The following is a 19101-nucleotide window of genomic DNA, read 5'->3' as shown; positions in this document are numbered from 1 at the left end:
ATAAAAATAGAAATTGTTTCAAAAATTAAAAATAAAATGCTTTGTCTAATTCTCTGTTGGTATTATGCAAATTGAAGACTTCTTTTCTGTACCCATTTACTGAAAACAAGGTATAAAATTCCACAAAAAATCCAGGCAGGTAAAGTTAGAAAAGAGAGAAAAACATCCAAATAGATCGAGATCCCATAAAATATTCCCGCGCTTAGTACCCATGCCCAAAAAACAGCCTGATTAAATTTAATCCCTGATTTTTCGGCATAGAATGATTGAATTTCGGCTTTTTTTCCGAAAAAATATTCAAAAACTATTACCGCTCCAATTGGTGCCAGAATAAACCCATATAGCGCCACAAAATCCAACAGCTTCATTGCGAAGGCAGGAAACAATCCCGCGATAGTAGCAACAGCCCCTGCTAAAATTGTGACCCAAAAGGTTGACATTTTTGGAATAATAGCCTGAAAAGCCAGTCCAGCTCGATAGATAGTAGGATTGGCCGTTGTCCAACCGGCCAGGAGAACAGCGATGATCCCAAAAAATCCCAGGGCGTTATAGGCCAGAGGTCCCGGTGCAACAGGTGGTGCTTCTCCATTATTCAAAAAGGACGCTGCTTCAGGAGATTTGAGATATACGGCATACAACAAGGCCGCTGCAATCCAGGCCACATAATGACCTACATACATTCCACCGGCGGTTGTCCATCCAGTACTGGATTTTTTCGCAAAACGGAAAACTGAAAGATCCGACATTCCAATATGCATGGCGGCATTGGCAAACCACGACCATAAGAAGACGTGCCAGAAGGTGTATTTCATTTGGCCAGGAAAGGGTTCTCCTCCCGTGCCCCAAATGTTCCAGAACTCCGAAAAGCTGTCAATATGCAATTGGTACAAAGAGACAATCCCGCAGGCAATAAAAGCCAAAACGATAAAGGGAGACATCCAGTTTGCAGCCTTTGCCACCGTGCTGTAGCCCTTGGCCGCAATTAGAGAAATAACAACCCCTATACATAGAACCACAATTACCCAGGTAAGACTATTAGGCATAGTATCGGTAAGTTGCGGCATTTTCATATCAAACGGAATGCCTACCGCCGTAGCCGAAACTGTGATCATGGAACCCGCCAGGAAACAGAAGAGCATGCCATTTGCAAGATTATAAATGGTCACGAGTCTTTTTCCGCAGATCTTTTCTAGGTGAAAATAAAGGGTGTAGCGAAATTTCACACCGATCTCAGCCGTCAGAAAACGCCAGCTCAATACCGCCATGAGGTTACCCAAAAATAGCCCCACAATGAGATCAAATGCACTAACGCCGGTGGTTAAAAATAAAGGACCTATCACAAACTCGGTACCTGCAGCATGCTCGCCGGCATACATACCCAAAAAACTTTTCCAGCTTTTCCACTGAGACTGGGGGACCGGCTCCCTCTCGAATTCTCCAGCGGTTTCGTTTTCTATTACTTCTTCTTCTACCTGGGCTAAACTCATAATTTCTTTAGATTAAAATAACTGTATTACTTACTGCTCCCTGTGCGCCGATCACTAAAGATTGCTCAATATCGGCAGTTTTTGAAGGCCCGGCAATAAAAACCCCATAGCCGGTTTCATTGATGTTCAATATTTGGTAGGCCTGGTGCATGGTAGGCACTATGTTATGGTGATCGATAACCATCAGGGTATGCTGACAGGCAAAAGGGGCAACCCGATGCTTTAATATTCCCTCATCAAGCCATAAACATCCATTTTCGGCAACGCCTAGTTTTGGTTCAGCTATGAAAAGATCAATGTTCTCCTGAAAATCGACATTTTCCGGAATTTCTTTTCCTGAACTTCTCGTGTCATAGAATTTTGTCGCTTTCGGAAAATTCTCTGCAATAAATTCTTCCAGAAAAACAGAAAGATCCACTTCAGAAGTAGTAAGATCTACTACATTGCTCATATTGCCCGTAGAAGTCTTAATGAAATCGGCCACGAGAATTTCTGGCGAAATTTCATGCTGAAAAACCGACAGGTCCGGCAAAGAAAGGCTTTGCGGCTTATTCTTCTTAATGGCTTCTAAAATATCTGCCCTACTCATCTTTTTGCTTTTTATACCATTCCTTAAAGCTGTATTCTGGCACCTCAGGAAGCTCCCTTTGTTTGCCCCAGCCATTAAGATTATTATAGACCATAAACCTTGGAAGATGTTTGAGAGAACTGCGGGCTATCTTCCCCACAGAATTAAAAATCGAAGGATTTTCAAAGATCTTTCCTGTTATTCTGAGTGGAATCGATTTGGATTTTGGAAGTTCGTGGTGCTTATAAATTTCCTGCCTCCATTTATAAAGCTGCTCGTGAATGTCAATCTTGACAGGACAAACATCACTGCATGAGCCACAAAGGGTGGAAGCAAAAGGCAGGTCGCTGTATTTCTTCAGGTCCCGGTTTGGCGAAAGAATTGCCCCAATAGGCCCGGGAATGGTTGCATGATAACTATGCCCGCCACTTCTCCTGTAGATAGGACAGGTGTTCATACAAGCGCCACAGCGGATACACTTCAGACTATTTCTGAAATCTTCTTTCCCAAGCTGCTCACTTCTGCCGTTATCTACGATCACTATGTGCATCTCCTTTCCCTTTTGCGGCTTCTGAAAATGGGATGTATAAATCGTTGTGGGCTGCCCAGTAGCACTTCTCGCTAACAGCCGGGTAAACACTCCTAAATGCTCAGCCTTTGGCAGCAGTTTTTCTATTCCCATGGAATGAATTTGCACGGCTGCGGAATGGCAACCCATATCGGCATTCCCCTCATTAGTACAAACCACAACCCCACCCGTTTCGGCAATTCCGAAGTTTACCCCAGTGATGGCTGCATCGGCCTCAAAGAACCGTTGCCTTAAATGAGTACGGGCCGCTTTGGTGAGATAAGTTGGATCTGAATTCCCTTCTTCGGTCCCCAATTCCTTATGAAAAAGTTCGCCAACCTCTTCTTTTTTTATGTGAATGGCCGGCAAAACCACATGGCTGGGCTCTTCCTTCCGCATTTGAATGATGCGTTCCCCCAGGTCGGTATCTATAATTTCAATATCATTTTCTTCCAGAAAATCATTGAGTTTACATTCTTCGGTGAGCATGGATTTACTCTTTACCACCTTCTTTGCATTACTCCTTTGGAGAATTTGACCAACTATTTGGTTGTGTTCTTTACCGTCTTTGGCCCAATGCACCACTACCCCATTTTTTTTTGCTTCAGCTTCGAACTGGATGAGATAATCATCAAGATTGGCCAGTACATTGTCTTTAATATGGGAGGCGGTGTTTCTTAATAATTCCCACTCCGGAAGGAGGGAAGCTGCCGCATCCCTTTTCTCCCTCACATGCCAGAGGGCCCCGTCATGCCAATTGGTTCGGGCTTCATCTTTTATAAATGCTGCTGCTTTTTCCGAATGCGTGCTCATAATTTATCTCCATTTAAGATATTTGCAAGATGCACGATCCTGGGGCCGCTTTTCTGCCTCCCGGCAATCCCCTGCAAATGCATCAGACAAGACATGTCTCCTGAAGTAAGTACTTCGACTCCGTTGGCGAGGTGATCTGCCAGCCGGTCTTTCCCCATTTTTACTGAAACTGCTTCTTCAGCCACGGCAAAAGTTCCGCCGAAACCGCAGCATTCATCAGAGCGGTTTAATTTGGCAAGTTCCACACCTTCTACCAAACCCAACACTTTTTCCCATTTCAGCGGAATATCACACATAAGTTCTGATGGTTTGGACAAATGCATTCCCCGCAGGCCATGACAACTTCTGTGCAATCCTACTTTGTATGGAAAACTCGCATCAAGATGATCAATCTTCAAAACGTCAACAAGGAATTCCACGAGATCATAAGCGTTTTTTCTCAAGTGCCGAATAGCTTCTGTTTGCTCTATAATATCATAGTGCTCCCTGATATGGTTTACACAGCTCGGCGAAGGACCCACGATGTATTTACAGTCGCTGAAAAGTTCAGCCAGATCTGCATAGATTTTTTTGCCTTCCTGTTCCATTCCTGTATTGGCCATAGGTTGCCCGCAACAGGTTTGCTTTTCAGGAAAAACCACTTCGCAACCCTGCTTTTCAAGGAGTTGAAGGGTGGCAATTCCTACTTCAGGGAAGAATTGATCTATATAACAGGGTATAAAAAGTCCTACTCTCATATTTTCAATAACAGGGGCACCAGTTTTTTCAACCGGTAATTTTCTTTCAGGAAAGTGGAATCTACCTTCTTGTTGGAAATGACCATAGCAGCACCCAGCGCAGATCCCAGTGGCGACTGTGTAGACAGTACCATGAATTGGCTAAAATGACAGGCCATTAATTTCATAAAAACATCATTATCGGTAAAACCGCCGTCAATATATATGGTTTTGATATTCGTGCTTCCTATGGCATTCTTGATCGTATGGATCTGTAATTCCATCAGCTCGATCATCAGCTGATGATAAGCTTCTTCAAAAGAGGCAAAGGGCTTAAGATCGGTCTTATGCAGTTCTTTTCTTTGCAGGGAAATACCTTCGAACTTAAAATAGATGGAAGGTTTCCTCATCAGTTTAAGATACAGGTCCTGGTCGAATTTCACATCCCTGTGATACCCGTACTCTTTTCCGTAGTAATCGCCAAGCTTCTGCACCTGAAGCCTGTATTCATTTCCCATAAAGAAGCGGGAAGCTTTTACCCGTTTGCCGTCGATCCTTAGGTAATTAAGACAATTGTTCCTAATATCCTCTTCCTTGAGATTCTCCTCATTAAAGGGATTCAGGGCAATACTCCAGGTACCGGTAGAGAGCAGTAAAAATGGCTTTTTTTTGCTCAGAATGTAAGGCAATAAAGCGGAAGAACTGTCGTGGATTCCTACGCCAATTTTGATCTTCTGATCCCTATAAGAAGTGTTTATGCTGGCAGAAGTAGGCACAAGAGGCGCCAGGATCCTATCGATCCCCTCTTCATAAACCCATTCATGATAATCTTCCTTTTCGTAATCCCACAGGTTCGTATGACAGCCAATACTGGTATATTCACTCACCGGAATTCCGGTGAAAAGATAAGACAGGTATTGAGGCAAATGCAGGCTATACTTGATTTTGCTAAAAACTTCAGGCCTTCTCTTCTTCAACCAGTACAATTGCAGTCCCGAATTTAGAAACCCGCATTGCGGAGAGGCTGTTTCGGTAGCAATTTTAAGCTTTCCGCCGTAGCTATTGTAGAATTCTTCTTCAACGTCTTTCTCAATCGATTTCGTGTAATTATAAAGGGGAGTGAGCGCGTTGCCCTTGTGGTCAATATGGACGAAACTCGCTCCGTAAGTAGAAAAATTCACCGACTTCACACTGAATTCCTCGCTTTCCAGGACTTTGTGAAAAGTCTCCTCTATCCACGCCTGAAGATGCTCAAGATCTTCAGCAGGATACCCATCCTCATCTTTGGTTTCAGGCAGCTGTGTGTACTCCCGGAAAACTTCTTTATAATTCTTATCAAAGAGGAAGAATTTTTTATTTGTCTTTCCGATATCAAAAACGGCTGTGACTTTCTTTTTGGCCATCTTAAAAGCTTTACAATCCGGTTGCCATGTTTTTTGTACCTCTTTCTTTTATCAGGGATTTTCGCACCTGGAAATCGCGATATGCGGTTATTGGGTGAAGTGCCGCCCCGGCTTTTTTGCGTGCGGCCATAAGAATAGGACGAACATCGGTTCGATACGCTTCCTGTAGAATTTCCTGACATTTCACCACGTCATTCTGTTCCTGTGCCTCCCTAAGCTCCTTTTGATCTATAAGCAGCGCCTGGGCGTAAGCAATAAGAATAGCCTCGAGGGACTGCAAAAGATCTTCCAGCGGATCCTTGATGTTATGGCTGGCATCGATCATCCAGGCAAGATTGGGATTTTGCGGATTGTTCTCCATTCCGTATACCAGCTCATTGAAGATCAGGAAAAGGGCATAAGGTTTTATAGAACCTACTGTTAAGTCGTCATCTCCATATTTGCTGTCGTTAAAGTGGAAACCGCCCAGCTTTCCTTTTAGCATAAGAGTGGCCACTATTTGTTCAATATTTGTATTAGGCAGGTGATGCCCAAGATCTACCAGCGTGTAGGCTTTTTCTCCACAGGCATTCGCAAGCATGAAAGAAGTTCCCCAATCCTGGATTGTCGTACTGTAAAAATTAGGCTCATAAGGCTTGTACTCAATAAAAATTCTCCAGTCATCTGGCAGGTGCTTATAAATACCCTGAAGGCTTTTCTGGGTATTCTGCAGAGCGTTTTGGAAGTTCAGTTGCCCGGGAAAACTAGCTCCGTCAGCAAGCCACACCGTAAGGCTTTTGGATCCTAATTCCTTGCCGATGTTTATCACATCTATATTGTGCTGCACGGCAAAGTCTCGTATTGCGGGATCAGTATTATTAAGAGAGCCGAACTTATAGCTTTTCTCTGCCTCAGGCTGATCCTGAAAGGTATTGGAATTCATAGCGTCAAAGGAAATTCCATGACTTGCGGCCACTTCTTTAATAGCCTTAACATCTTTGGGGGTATCCCAAGGAATGTGAAGGGAAACTGCCCCGGCAGTACGGGTAAGGTCATTTAAAACTCCAATATCATTTAGCTTTTGCTCAAGAGAGGCAGGTTCGCCGCCGTAGGAAAAACGACCAAAACGTGTGCCCCCGGCACCTAAAGCCCAACTTGGCACCGCCACCTGGAATTCGCTCACCTTCATTACAACTTTTTCAACATCAATTCCTTTACGACTGAGGTTTTCAGCTACAAAACCAAAATCCCTGTCAAAGGATTCTCTGAATTGCCCATTATGATCGGCAATTTTATTTTTATCGATTTTCATAAATCAATTTTAACATTAATTAGCCAAAAAGGGATCTTCATTTGATGAAAATCCCTTTAATCGGCTAAAAACAAACATTATCTTACAAAAGCATTTGCCATCCCACCATCTACATTAATGATATTTCCGGTAGATTTGGTTAGACACCCTGTTAAGCAAAATACGGCCTGTGCAATATCATCAGGATAAATTATTTCATTTAAAAGGTTTCTTTTGGCGTAATGTGCCGGTAACTCATCTACCGTAATTCCATAAGCTTTCGCACGGCCTTCCGCCCATTCACCTTCCCAAATCTTACTGCCTACGATCACACCATCAGGATTCACGGTGTTCACCCTGATGTGATCTCCTCCCAGTTCCGCAGCCAAAAGGCGGGTCATGTGTTGCTGGGCAGCTTTGGCGGTTCCGTAACCAACATTATTTGGTCCAGCCACCAGTCCATTTTTACTGGCAATATTCACAATATCACCTCCAAGCCCTTGCTTTTTCATTATTTCGACTCCTTTTTGAGCCATCAAAAACTGACCTTTTACCAGAACATCCTGAAGCAGATCCCAATCTTTTTGAGTAGTCTCTTCAAGAGGTTTCGAAATTGCCAGGCCGGCGGAATGAATCACCATATCCACGCCCCCAAAGGCGAGATTAGCTTTTTTATAAGCCTCTACGATTGATTCTTCCCTGGTCACATCACAGATAACTCCATCAACCTGATCCCGTTTGTAAGTAGCAACTGCCTCCTTCAGATTCTCTTCATTCACATCGGTTAGCACCACATTGGCACCTTCAGCCACCAGTTTATCTGCTATTGCTTTTCCTATACCGCCACCGGCTCCGGTAACGATCGCCACTCTTCTGGACAATAATTTTTCTGCAGGCATACGCTGAAGTTTAGCTTCCTCCAACAGCCAGTATTCTATATCGAAAGCTTCCTGCCTTGGAAGACTCGTGTATTCACTAATAGCCTCTGCGCCACGCATCACGTTAATGGCATTCACATAAAATTCACTGGCGACACGTGCTGTTTGTTTATTCTTAGCGAAGCTGAACATTCCCACGCCAGGATAAATAATGATTACGGGATTAGGATCCCGCATAGCAGGACTATTGTCGTGCTTGCAGTTTTCGTAGTATTCCTTGTATTCTTTGCGATATTGGTCAAAAGCCGGATTCAGTTTCTTCAAGACCTCTTCGGTATTTGAAAGATCTTCAGAAGCATCCAATTTCAGTATCAAAGGCTGGATCTTGGTGCGCAGGAAGTGATCGGGACAGGAAGTGCCCATGGGCGCCAATCGCTCCAGGTCATTGCTGTTTATATACTGCAATACGGTATCACTATCGGTAAAGTGCCCGATCATTTGGTTTTCAGAAGAAGCCAGACCACGCAACATGGGCATTAATTCTGCCGCTTTATCCTTCCGTTTTGCAGGAGAAAGGCTTTTTATCTTTTGACCGCCAAACACTTCACCCTTCTCTTTCACTTTTTTTGCGATGTATTCTGAAGCCTGTTCAATAACTTCCAAACTATTCACATAACATTCGTAGGAGGTATCGCCCCATGTGAAAAGTCCGTGGCTGCCAAGAACGATTCCTTTAATACCGGGGTTTTCCTTCAGGCACTTCTCCAGCTGAAGTCCCAGGTCAAAACCAGGACGCTGCCAGGGTACCCAGCCCATGGTATCCCCCCAGATCTCTTTGGTCACTTTCTCACTGTCTTTAGCTGCAGCCACAGCAATAAGAGCATCTGGGTGAAGGTGATCTATATGTTTAAAGGGTAAAAGCCCATGTAAAGGAGTATCTATTGAAGGGGCTTTACTATTCAAATCATAGATACAGTGATTGAAAAGACCTACCATTCGGTCTTCATCCTCAATACCTTTGTAAACATTTTTAAGGTTTCTCAATCTCTCAGTGTATAAACCTGCTATACCCTCTCTCGTCAATGTACCTATATCTCCACCAGAGCCTTTGACCCACATCACCTCAACATCTTCATTAGTCAACGGATCTTTTTCAATGGTTTTGCAGCTCGTATTTCCTCCGCCATAATTCGTTATTCTTAAGTCCGCTCCAAGAATATTAGATCGATAAAGAAATAGTGCCACCTGGTCATCTCCATATGAAGCAGCTTTTTCTTCATCCCAGAGGTAGTCTACGTATTGAAAGGTTTTTTCCATTTGATTCTTAAATTTCTATTAAAATACTCAATGATTTTTCAAAAGTAATTCTCAGGTTCCAAGCTTCCATCCTGTAGTATACTGTTAATCCAAAAACGATTCTACCTCAGTATCCTGAAAGCTTTAAAAGAACCTATTAGCTGCAATTAACCACCTTTTTACAAATACTGCAAATCCACTACTAACCAATTTTCCCCGCAGAAACTCTTTACTTTTTCTGGAATATTTACCTTTTCCAATTTTTATTTCCGGAAGAAACCTATGCTACGGATTTTACTTTTTAAGCTTTGGATTTTCCTTTTGAAAAAAAAATCAATTAACCATGATAATGTCTTAAACATTCGCTAAATTTTGGGAAATTGTTTACATTTATCCCCAGAGAACTATCCCAATTATTGTCGAAAAATGTCCCAGGCGCTCCATATAAAAATTAACGAAACCTCGAGAATTCCCAAGTACAAGCAGATCGTGGATTCCCTGGTCGCAGATATCGCCAATGGAAGAATTAAAGTAGGGGAAAAAATTCCTTCAATAAATGAATTGAGCGAAAATCTACTTTTGTCCCGTGATACTGTAGAAAAAGCTTATAAGCTTCTTAAAGAGCGCAAAATAATCGTTTCTGTAAAGGGAAAAGGTTTTTACACTGCCAAAACAGATCTTATTTCCAAGGTGAACGTTCTTTTTATGGTTAATAAACCTAGCACCTATAAAATGATCACCTATAATGCCTTTGTCAATGGACTGGGCGTTAATGGTCATGTAGATATGTTCATCTACCACTGTGATGAATCTCTTTTTATAAAAACAATGGAAAGGAACATAGGTTCTTATGATTACTATGTTATCATGCCACATTTCAGGGATGAGAATTCATGTCATGTGAGCTACACTCCTGAAGTACTCAGAATTCTTACAAAAATCCCCGACCATAAATTAATCATGCTTGACAATATTAAATCAGGACTGACCGGAAATTTTGGTTCCGTTTATCAGGATTTTGAAGAAGACATCTATAATGCCCTTACAGAGGGCATTGAAAAAATAAAGAAATACGATAAAATCATCCTGGTTTATCCAAACAGGTCGGCCAACCCATATCCTCGCCGAATTCTTACTGGCTTTAGGAAATTTTGCGTAACTAACAATCTCGATTTCGAAGTTCTCGACGAGATCTATGAAGATATGGAGTTACAAAGTAAGGATATCTATGTAACTATCCAGGAGCGTGACCTGGTGAACCTTGTGCGGCAAACCCGAAAAAAGAGGCTCAAGCTGGGAAAAGATATTGGTATTATCTCTTATAATGACACCCCTTTAAAGGAACTATTGGGTATTTCTGTGATCAGCACCGATTTCAAGACGATGGGAGAATCTGCAGCTTACATGGTTCTAAGAAACAAAAAGGAGAAGGTCAAGAATGTTTTTAACTATATTGAACGCAATTCTGTATAGATTTCGTTATGGAATCTACCTCCTGTCATAACAGTACAGGATACTCGTCCGCACCGACTCCCTTATATTTAGGCAAAAATTATTTTAATTTATTGCCTGTATGTCGTTTTTTAGGAAGTTTTCATTACTCATCCTTTTACTCATTTTTGGCAGGACAACGCTCTTCGCTGAAATAAAATTGCCTTCCCTGGTAGGAGACCGTATGGTCCTACAACAGAAATCTGCTGTAAATCTTTGGGGCTGGGCAAAGCCGGGAGAGCAGATTGACGTTAAGCTTGGCTGGGAAAAAGAGAATTTGCATACTACGGCTGATGAAAACGGAAACTGGAAATTCACTGTCCATACTCCCGCTGCCGATGGCAAAGCCTATGATATTGTTCTAAAAGGGGAAAATACCATAAAGCTTCACGACGTCCTTCTAGGCGAGGTTTGGCTCTGTTCGGGCCAATCGAATATGTTTTTTCCTGTAGGAAGACAGGAAGGAACCTGGAAAACCGGGGTACAGAATTATCAACAAGAAATAGAACAGGCCGATTATCCGAATATACGATTATTCACAGTGGGTTTGGACGTTTCACAACATCCCGAAGAAGATGTAAAAGGTAGCTGGAAGCGCTGTTCTCCCGAAACGGTAGAGAGTTTTTCTGCCGTCTCTTATTTCTTCGGAAGAAATCTTAAACAGGAGTTGAATGTCCCCATTGGTCTGATCTCCACCTCCTGGGGTGGTACAAAAGCCGAAGCCTGGACATCTAAAAAAGTACTTGAAGAAAATCCAGACTTTCTACCAATCCTTGAGCGATATGCTGAAAAAGAGGAAAAGTATTATCACGATCTTGCCAGCTATTACGGTGCCAAACAAAAAGAAATAGCAAATACAGACCTGGAAAAGCCTTCTAAAGGTGAAAGGAATAAAGATCCCTATGTATTATACAATGCTATGCTCCATCCCTTGATCAATTACACTATAAAAGGAGCTATTTGGTACCAGGGAGAAAGCAACGCTGAAAGAGCCTATCAATACCGGAGTCTGTTCCCCGCTATGATTGAAAATTGGAGAAGGGATTGGCAGCAGGGAGATTTCCCCTTCTATTTTGTACAAATTGCACCTCACAGAAGTCAAAATGCGGAAATACGGGAAGCACAGTTGATGGCTTTCCAAAATGTAAAAAACACCGGAATGGTAGTAACAACTGATATAGGAAACCCAACTGATATCCACCCGAGAGATAAACAAACCGTGGGTAAAAGATTGAGCCTATGGGCCCTTGCCCAAACCTATGGAAAAGAGAAATTAGTGTTTTCCGGACCAATTTATGATCATATGGAAAAAAGAAAGAATTCTATCCAAATCTACTTTGACCATACAGGAGCTGGGCTGGTGAAAAAAGGGAAGGACTTAACTGAATTCGAGATTGCAGGAAGCAATCAGAAATTTTATCCTGCTAAAGCCCGAATTAAGGGCAACACAGTTATTGTTTCCTCTCCAAAAGTCAAAGATCCTGTAGCCGTTCGTTTTGCGTGGAAGGATATACCGGCACCTAATCTTTTCAATAAAGAAGGGCTACCAGCTTCCCCTTTCCGGACGGACGATTGGCCTGGTAATACATATGAAAAATTCTAAGCTTAGCTTCTATGAAAAAAATAAAATCAATATTATTTCTTGCCTTTCTTGTAGCATTTTTTACCTCAGCAGCACAAAATAAGGACCAGCTAACATTTGTTTTTGGAAAAGACAACTCCAAATCCGGAACTTCTATAACTTCTCCTGTTACCTTTAAGAATGAGCGAAATAATGGTTTTGATTTTAAAACTTCCGGAAATGTACAGCTACATAAAGAAGGATTTACTGCTGCTAAACCCGTATATTTCTCCACCAGGGTACCTGAAGGAAATTATAAAGTGGAGGTAATATTGGGATCCTCTCAACAAGCTTCAAAAACTACTATCAAGGCTGAATCAAGGAGAATAATGGACGTGGGAACCGAGATCCCAAAAGGAAAAGAACTTATAAAGATTTTTAATGTAAATGTAAGAAAACCACAAATTAAGAACGATCAAAAAGTCAGCCTTAAATCACGGGAACTTGATGATCTGGACTGGGATGACAAGCTTACCCTTGAATTCTCGGGCAATGTAGCGGTAAAAAGGGTCAGCATTAGTCCGGCTCCTGATGTGAAAACCATCTTTCTGGCCGGAGATTCCACGATGACCGATCAGGACATTGAGCCATGGGCCTCCTGGGGACAAATGATACCCCAATATTTTAATGATGAGGTTGTTATCGCTAACCACGCTTTTTCAGGAGCATCGTTAGCTTCATTCAAAGGACGTAAACGTCTGGAAAAAATTATGGAACAAATTAAGCCGGGTGATTATCTTGTGATTGGTTTTGCTCATAACGACGAAAAAAGAACAGGAGAAGGCATTGGTCCCTGGCAATCCTATACAGAATTATTGAAAGAATTTGTCAATTCAGCCAAAGAGAAAGAAGCTAATCCAATACTTATCACTCCAACTCAACGTCGTCATTTCAAAGACGGTGAACTGCAGCCAACTCACGGGGATTATCCGGACGCGATTAGAAAAGTAGCTGAGCAAATGAATATACCTCTAATCGATTTCACCAAAATGACCACAGAGATGTATAATAGCTGGGGAGATGAAATTTCCCGGAAGGCATTTGTTCAATATCCAGCAGGAACTTTTCCCGGGCAGAATAAAAAATTGGAAGATAACACGCATTTCAATGCTTTTGGAGCCAACGAAATTGCCCTTGCCTTCATTCATGGCATACGCGAACAAAATCTGGAGTTAGAAAAATACCTTAAACCTGAAACTCCTTACTACAATCCTGAAAAACCAAATCTACTTTCCAGCTGGACAGTCCCAATGAGTCCACGCTTTGAAAGTATTAAACCTGATGGAAATTAATTTTATGAAACTAAAAACGCTCATCTTAGGTCTTTCAAACATTCTGATTCTCACTTGTTGCCTCTTCCAGGCAAATGCGCAGGAAACAAAAAAAATTATGCTTTCAGGAAAAGATTTTGAACATCCCAAGGAATGGGAGTTCAAGGTCACCGGAGGACAGAACAGCGGAAAATGGAGTACCATAAATGTTCCTTCTCAATGGGAACTGGAAGGTTTTGGAACCTATACCTATGGCCGATGGTATAAAGAACTTGAACAGGACGAACCTAGTAAAGAAGAAGGCTCCTACAAATATCAATTTGATGCACCAAAAGTTTACAATGGTCAACGTGTTATCATCAAATTTGGCGGTGTAATGACAGACACCCAGGTAAAGGTCAACGGAAAATTGGCTGGGCCAAAACACCAGGGAGGTTTCTATGAATTCGAATATGACATTACAGATCTATTAAAATATGACGAGGAAAATCTTTTAGAAGTACATGTATGGAAACATTCTGCCAACCCTACCGTAAATAATGCTGAGCGCAAGGCAGACTGGTGGCTTTTTGGCGGAATTTACCGTCCGGTGTGGTTGGAAATTCTTCCGGAATCACATATTTCACATATAGCCGTGGATCCGGAAATGGACGGAAGTTTAAGAGCAGAGGTTCTCCTGAGCAACATCCCGGGGAAAGCTGAAATAAAAGTCACTCTGAAAGCTGTTGGCGAAGAAGGATCTTTTAAAACATTCAGTTTTCCTGTCAAAAGAGGAACAGAAAAAACTAATATTGAGACAAAATGGGATAATATAAAACCCTGGAATCCGGAAGATCCGCACCTTTACGACCTCAAATTGAGTCTTGTAAAGGGTAAAGAGGTGCTTCACGAATTCAACCAACGAATAGGATTCCGCACCCTGGATTTCAGAAAAAAGGACGGAATATACCTGAATGGTGAAAAAATAATAATGAAAGGAGTAAATCGTCATACCATCTGGCCCGAATCAGGAAGGAGCACTAGTAAGCGAATAAGCATTATGGACGTAAATCTTATAAAAGATATGAACATGAACGCGGTAAGGTTTCATTACCCTCCAGATGATCATTTCCTGGAAGCTTGCGATTCTCTGGGTCTTTTTGTTTTAGACGAGTTGGCGGGTTGGCAAAATCCTTACGATACCCCCACAGGAAAAAAACTTATAAAGGAAATGGTACAACGGGATGTGAATCATCCTTCGATAATAATCTGGGACCAGGGGAATGAAGGCGGATGGAATTATGAACTTGACTCCATTTTTTCAGAATTTGATCCCCAAGACAGAATTGTAATCCATCCCTGGGCTGATTTTAATGGATGGGATACTCATCACTACCCCACCTATCTAACAGGTGTACATAGATTTGGTAATGGGGAAAATGTTTTCTTCCCTACCGAATTTATGCACGGCACCTATGACAACGGTAGTGGCTCCGGACTTGCCGATTTCTGGGAACATTACAGTCAAAGTCCACTATTCGCCGGTGGATTCCTTTGGGTTTTCAATGATGCTGCAGTGAGACGTAGTGATTGGACTGGCGACCAGGTTTACGACTCTAAAGGTTCACTTGCTCCAGATGGAATTCTCGGGCCCCATCGAGAAAAGGAAGGAAGTTTCTACACCATAAAGGAAGTTTGGGCACCTATTCAGTTTGAACCACGGCAAATTACTCATAGTTTTGATGGTTCCTTTTTGATTACAAACAAATATATTTTCACAAATCTCAAAAAAACTGAATTAACTTATAAAATAAAAAAAGCAGATGCAGAAACCTTTTATACCGAAGATGAAATTGAAGTATTATACGAGGGTGAAATCCATGTACCAGACATTCAACCTGGAGAAACCCGGAAAATTGAAATTCCTGTAAAAGAAAATTTCTTTGGAGGAGATTGGGTGGAAATAACAGGAAAGGATGAACACGGGCGGGAGATCTACACTTGGACCTGGCCTATCCATAAGGCTCCTTATTATGCTGAAAAGTTTTTACATAAAGAAAAAGATGACAAGGCAGAAGCAAAAGTAGAGACCAGAGAAAATAACGTATTTCTATCTGGAGGAGAAATAGAGGTCACTCTTAATGCAGATTCCGGAGAAATGATCCATATTGAAAATAGTAAAAATGAAATTCCCTTCCTCAATGGACCACGTCCCATAGGCATGAAGGCTGAAGTGGAAAAAGTGGATACCTATATGGAGGGTGAAGATGCCGTTGCCGTAATACACTATAATGGAGGAATTCACACCATCCAGTGGACTATGCATCCTGACGGAAGATTGAAAATGGAAATGGTAGCTTTAAAGAATGCGGGTAGGAATAGTGGTTTTGATGGAGCTTTCTATGAAGGAGAAATAGATAAATTCGGAATAACTTTCGATTTTCCTGAAGACGAAGTTAGTGGTATTAAATGGTTTGGTAAAGGCCCCTATCATGTCTGGAAAAACAGGATGCAGGGCACCGAATATAACATCTGGGAAAAAGATTATAATAATACAATTACCGGGGAAAGTTTTGAGAACTTGATTTATCCTGAATTTAAGGGATATCACGCCAATTTTCTTGCTGGAAAAATACTAGCAGGAGAAAACACCTTCAGGATATTCAGCGAATCTGACAAACTCTTCCTTCGATTATTTACCCCTGACGAACCTAAGAATGCTTTTCCTGGAGCTCATCCGCAACCAGAATTTCCGGAAGGAAACATTTCCTTTATGTATGAAATCCCAGCCATGAGAGCTTTTAAGCCACTTTCACAGCAGGGTCCGAGCAGCCAACCTACCAATATACGCATCAAAAGCGGTGATGACGGGATTAAGATGAATCTTTGGTTCGATTTCAGAAACATTTCAGAATAATAAATCATTAATATGAAGAATTTTAAGCAATTGTTAATCATTCTAATTTCAATTTTCCTCGTAAGTTGTCAGGACAGCAATTCAAAAGAACCCACGGTTTACATTGTCGGAGATTCAACTGTGAAAAACGGCAGCGGCCAGGGAGATGGTGGCTTGTGGGGCTGGGGAGATTTTATCGGCCAATATTTGGATACCACTAAAGTAAATGTGGAAAACCACGCTCTAGGAGGAACCAGCAGCCGTACTTTTCAGACTAAAGGTCTTTGGAAACCGGTAAAAGACAGCCTTCAGGAAGGGGATTATGTCCTAATTCAATTTGGCCATAATGACTCGGGTCCATTAAACGACGATTTCAGAGCAAGGGGTACCATTAAAGGAACAAGTGATCAAAGTGAAGAAATCGACAATATGTTAACGGGAGAGCACGAAACAGTGCATTCCTATGGCTGGTACATACGCAAAGTGATCCAGGATGTGAAGGAAAAAGGAGCCATTCCAGTCGTGATGTCCCCTATTCCAAGAAACGACTGGAACAACGGACAGGTTCCCAGAAACAAAGATTCCTATGGAGGCTGGGCCAGACAGGTTGCAGAAGAAGAAAATGTGACTTTTATAGACCTAAATGAAAGAATGGCCTCAACTATGGAGCGAAAAGGAGAGGAAAACGTAACAGGAACTTATTTCTACAAGCGCGATCATACACATACTTCAGCTAAAGGAGCAGCCCTGGCCGCTTCCCTTATTGTTGAAGGACTACAGGATAGCAACAATTCCCTGAAGGATTACCTTCTTGAGAATCCGGATGTTCAGCTTCCTGCCAAAAAAGATATTTATATTATTGGTGATTCTACAGTGGCCAGTAATAATGAAACCCTTGTAGGCTGGGGAGTTCCTATAGATAAATATTTTGATACCACAAGGGTAAATGTTTATAACAAAGCTCGAGGTGGAAGAAGCAGCCGAACCTATAGAGGCGAAGGTCTCTGGAAAGCTGTAGAAGATAGTTTGGATAAAGGAGATTTTGTCCTGATACAATTCGGGCATAATGATGGCGGACATATTGATACTCCCAAATACCGTGGCTCATTAAAGGGAATGGGGGATGAAACTCAAACTGTCGAGTTTAAAAGCGATAGTACGGAGGTAGTACATACCTATGGATGGTATATGAAGAAGTATATTGAAGAGGCCAAGGCTAAAGGGGCCACCCCAATAGTGCTGAGTATGATCCCCAGAAATATCTGGCACGGTAATAAAGTAGAACGTAATGACGACTCTTATGCAAAATGGGCTAAAGAAGCAGTTCAGGAAGCAGGCGGTTTTTTCATTGACCTCAATGACTCCATTGCCAGAAAATATGAAGCAATGGGAAAACAAGAAGTAAAAGATTTCTTTCCTAAAGACCATACTCACACAAATATGAAAGGAGCTGAATTGAACGCCTATATTGTCGCTAAATCACTGGATCAGCTAAAAGGTAGTGGAATAAGAGATTACGTCTTTATTCCTGAAGAGGAGAAGAAGAAATAATTTTCAAGAATCCCTTAAAACCTTAGACTTCCAGTCTTGGGAGGGGCTTTATATCTTTCACTTGCTCTCTAGTTGTGCTTATTCTCAATAGCCAATTCATCCTTCAGCATTCTATTGAAATTATAAGACAAAAAAGATCAAGGAAATATTGATTAAGCTCCATTCCTATTTAACAGGAATTACAAGTCGCCAATAAGTTCAGAGAGAAATATGAGAAAAAACCATTACCACAAAGTAATAATGAGAGGAATTCTCTTCTTCTTGATGCTTCCCGGTCCTTTTCTCAGTGCACAAGATAAAGAATTGGAAGCTTACCTTTTTGTTTATTTTGAAGGCACCGGACCGGGAGATAAGCAGGAGCAAATACGTTTCGCGGTTAGTGAAGATGCTGTTAACTGGGAGGCCTTAAATAATAATGAACCCGTCTTAGCCTCATCAAAAATTTCAAATACAGGCGGAGTTCGGGATCCGCATATCCTCCGTGGTTCAAAAAGTGACGGCTTCTATATGGTTGCTACAGATATGTACACCAGAAAAAATGGCTGGGAAACCAATCCAGGTATAGTGATGCTTAAGTCCCGGGACCTAATCAACTGGAGTTCTAGTGCTATTGATTTGGTAAAATCCTACCCGCAGAAGTTTAAAAATGTAAAATGGGTATGGGCCCCGCAAACCATTTATGATCCTAAAGCAGATAAATATCTTGTTTATTTTACAGTACGCTTTCACGATAATCCTAAACTCGATTTTTACAGCGCTTACGTAAATGAAGATTTCAGTAGTTTTGAGGAGGCACCTACTTTGATGTTTAGTGCTAAAGACGGCGCCATAGATGGAGACATAGTTTATAAAGATGGGATCTATCATTTATTCTATAAAGGAAATACTAAAGATGAGAATGGGAAAGAAATTAAAAATGGCATAAAACAGGCCATTAGTAAATCACTCCAGGGCCCCTGGAAGGAAAGCTTTAAGTATTTAGATAGCTATGCCCAAAGCAGAACGGGAGTAGAAGGCTCTTCAGTTTTTAAATTAGTTGATAAAGATGAATACATTCTGATGTACGATTTGTATTCCAGTGGGAGATATGAATTTCAGCGAAGTAAAGATCTGTTTAATTTCAGCGTAACAACGGAATCTTTCATCAAAAATTTTACGCCACGTCACGGGAGTATTATTGGTATCACAAAAAAAGAAATCCAGCGACTCAATAAAAAGTGGAGTTCGAAAGAGAGTAATAAAGATTTTCAACCTGAAACGGTAGAAAAGTACCGATAGATTCTAAAAACCTAT

The 19101-nt window shown here is 41.5% G+C and carries 13 protein-coding genes; 6 read left to right on the top strand and 7 right to left on the bottom strand.

What is annotated here, in order from left to right; genetic code table 11:
• Nucleotides 1–62: 62 nt before the first annotated feature.
• The 7 genes from C7S20_RS10375 to C7S20_RS10345 all read right to left on the bottom strand — a co-directional run bounded on the left by C7S20_RS10375 (nucleotide 63) and on the right by C7S20_RS10345 (nucleotide 9020).
• The gene (locus tag C7S20_RS10375; RefSeq protein WP_107012413.1) at nucleotides 63–1487 is read right to left on the bottom strand and encodes a purine-cytosine permease family protein; all 1425 of its coding nucleotides are present in this window, start codon (nucleotides 1485–1487) and stop codon (nucleotides 63–65) included.
• A gap of 7 nt (nucleotides 1488–1494) precedes the next feature.
• Complete coding sequence (locus C7S20_RS10370; protein WP_159039917.1) at nucleotides 1495–2076, bottom strand: LutC/YkgG family protein; 582 nt, start codon at nucleotides 2074–2076, stop codon at nucleotides 1495–1497.
• Complete coding sequence (locus C7S20_RS10365) at nucleotides 2069–3436, bottom strand: lactate utilization protein B (RefSeq protein ID WP_107012411.1); 1368 nt, start codon at nucleotides 3434–3436, stop codon at nucleotides 2069–2071. Before C7S20_RS10365 ends, C7S20_RS10370 begins: the two co-directional genes overlap by 8 nt.
• Nucleotides 3433–4173 carry a (Fe-S)-binding protein gene (locus tag C7S20_RS10360; protein WP_107012410.1) on the bottom strand — a complete coding sequence of 247 codons (741 nt, stop codon included), beginning with the start codon at nucleotides 4171–4173 and terminating at the stop codon, nucleotides 3433–3435. Before C7S20_RS10360 ends, C7S20_RS10365 begins: the two co-directional genes overlap by 4 nt.
• Nucleotides 4170–5555 carry an FGGY-family carbohydrate kinase gene (locus C7S20_RS10355; RefSeq protein ID WP_107012409.1) on the bottom strand — a complete coding sequence of 462 codons (1386 nt, stop codon included), beginning with the start codon at nucleotides 5553–5555 and terminating at the stop codon, nucleotides 4170–4172. The genes C7S20_RS10360 and C7S20_RS10355 overlap by 4 nt, the downstream gene beginning before the upstream one ends.
• A gap of 10 nt (nucleotides 5556–5565) precedes the next feature.
• Nucleotides 5566–6846, bottom strand: a complete 1281-nt coding sequence (locus C7S20_RS10350; protein ID WP_107012408.1) for a sugar isomerase — start codon at nucleotides 6844–6846, stop codon at nucleotides 5566–5568.
• A gap of 77 nt (nucleotides 6847–6923) precedes the next feature.
• The gene (locus C7S20_RS10345) at nucleotides 6924–9020 is read right to left on the bottom strand and encodes a bifunctional aldolase/short-chain dehydrogenase (RefSeq protein ID WP_107012407.1); all 2097 of its coding nucleotides are present in this window, start codon (nucleotides 9018–9020) and stop codon (nucleotides 6924–6926) included.
• A 405-nt stretch (nucleotides 9021–9425) separates the two neighbouring features.
• On the opposite strand from C7S20_RS10345, the gene C7S20_RS10340 reads away from it, so the two are divergent.
• From C7S20_RS10340 to C7S20_RS10315, 6 genes are all read left to right on the top strand, one after another.
• Nucleotides 9426–10472, top strand: a complete 1047-nt coding sequence (locus C7S20_RS10340) for a GntR family transcriptional regulator (protein ID WP_107012406.1) — start codon at nucleotides 9426–9428, stop codon at nucleotides 10470–10472.
• Between the two features lie 100 nt (nucleotides 10473–10572).
• Nucleotides 10573–12093, top strand: a complete 1521-nt coding sequence (locus C7S20_RS10335) for a sialate O-acetylesterase (protein ID WP_107012405.1) — start codon at nucleotides 10573–10575, stop codon at nucleotides 12091–12093.
• Between the two features lie 11 nt (nucleotides 12094–12104).
• A complete protein-coding gene (locus tag C7S20_RS10330) occupies nucleotides 12105–13403 on the top strand; it encodes a rhamnogalacturonan acetylesterase (protein WP_107012404.1) in 1299 nt (432 codons plus the stop codon).
• 4 nt (nucleotides 13404–13407) lie between these two features.
• Nucleotides 13408–16278, top strand: coding sequence for a glycoside hydrolase family 2 TIM barrel-domain containing protein (locus C7S20_RS10325; RefSeq protein ID WP_107014188.1), 2871 nt, complete (start codon nucleotides 13408–13410; stop codon nucleotides 16276–16278).
• A gap of 12 nt (nucleotides 16279–16290) precedes the next feature.
• Nucleotides 16291–17808: a rhamnogalacturonan acetylesterase gene (locus C7S20_RS10320; protein WP_107012403.1), complete on the top strand. Its 1518-nt coding sequence runs from the start codon at nucleotides 16291–16293 to the stop codon at nucleotides 17806–17808.
• A gap of 240 nt (nucleotides 17809–18048) precedes the next feature.
• Complete coding sequence (locus C7S20_RS10315) at nucleotides 18049–19086, top strand: glycoside hydrolase family 43 protein (RefSeq protein WP_193510764.1); 1038 nt, start codon at nucleotides 18049–18051, stop codon at nucleotides 19084–19086.
• The last annotated feature ends 15 nt before the right edge of the window (nucleotides 19087–19101 follow it).

This window comes from Christiangramia fulva (genome assembly GCF_003024155.1).
Taxonomy (GTDB): domain Bacteria; phylum Bacteroidota; class Bacteroidia; order Flavobacteriales; family Flavobacteriaceae; genus Christiangramia; species Christiangramia fulva.
This window is presented reverse-complemented; position numbering and strand designations above follow the sequence as displayed.

Excerpts from the sequence above, each read along its gene's own strand:
- C7S20_RS10375 (WP_107012413.1), bottom strand. The coding sequence starts at position 1,487 with ATGAGTTTAGCCCAGGTAGAAGAAGAAGTAATAGAAAACGAAACCGCT.
- C7S20_RS10370 (WP_159039917.1), bottom strand. The coding sequence starts at position 2,076 with ATGAGTAGGGCAGATATTTTAGAAGCCATTAAGAAGAATAAGCCGCAA.
- C7S20_RS10365 (WP_107012411.1), bottom strand. The coding sequence starts at position 3,436 with ATGAGCACGCATTCGGAAAAAGCAGCAGCATTTATAAAAGATGAAGCC.
- C7S20_RS10360 (WP_107012410.1), bottom strand. The coding sequence starts at position 4,173 with ATGAGAGTAGGACTTTTTATACCCTGTTATATAGATCAATTCTTCCCT.
- C7S20_RS10355 (WP_107012409.1), bottom strand. The coding sequence starts at position 5,555 with ATGGCCAAAAAGAAAGTCACAGCCGTTTTTGATATCGGAAAGACAAAT.
- C7S20_RS10350 (WP_107012408.1), bottom strand. The coding sequence starts at position 6,846 with ATGAAAATCGATAAAAATAAAATTGCCGATCATAATGGGCAATTCAGA.
- C7S20_RS10345 (WP_107012407.1), bottom strand. The coding sequence starts at position 9,020 with ATGGAAAAAACCTTTCAATACGTAGACTACCTCTGGGATGAAGAAAAA.
- C7S20_RS10340 (WP_107012406.1), top strand. The coding sequence starts at position 9,426 with ATGTCCCAGGCGCTCCATATAAAAATTAACGAAACCTCGAGAATTCCC.
- C7S20_RS10335 (WP_107012405.1), top strand. The coding sequence starts at position 10,573 with ATGTCGTTTTTTAGGAAGTTTTCATTACTCATCCTTTTACTCATTTTT.
- C7S20_RS10330 (WP_107012404.1), top strand. The coding sequence starts at position 12,105 with ATGAAAAAAATAAAATCAATATTATTTCTTGCCTTTCTTGTAGCATTT.
- C7S20_RS10325 (WP_107014188.1), top strand. The coding sequence starts at position 13,408 with ATGAAACTAAAAACGCTCATCTTAGGTCTTTCAAACATTCTGATTCTC.
- C7S20_RS10320 (WP_107012403.1), top strand. The coding sequence starts at position 16,291 with ATGAAGAATTTTAAGCAATTGTTAATCATTCTAATTTCAATTTTCCTC.
- C7S20_RS10315 (WP_193510764.1), top strand. The coding sequence starts at position 18,049 with ATGAGAGGAATTCTCTTCTTCTTGATGCTTCCCGGTCCTTTTCTCAGT.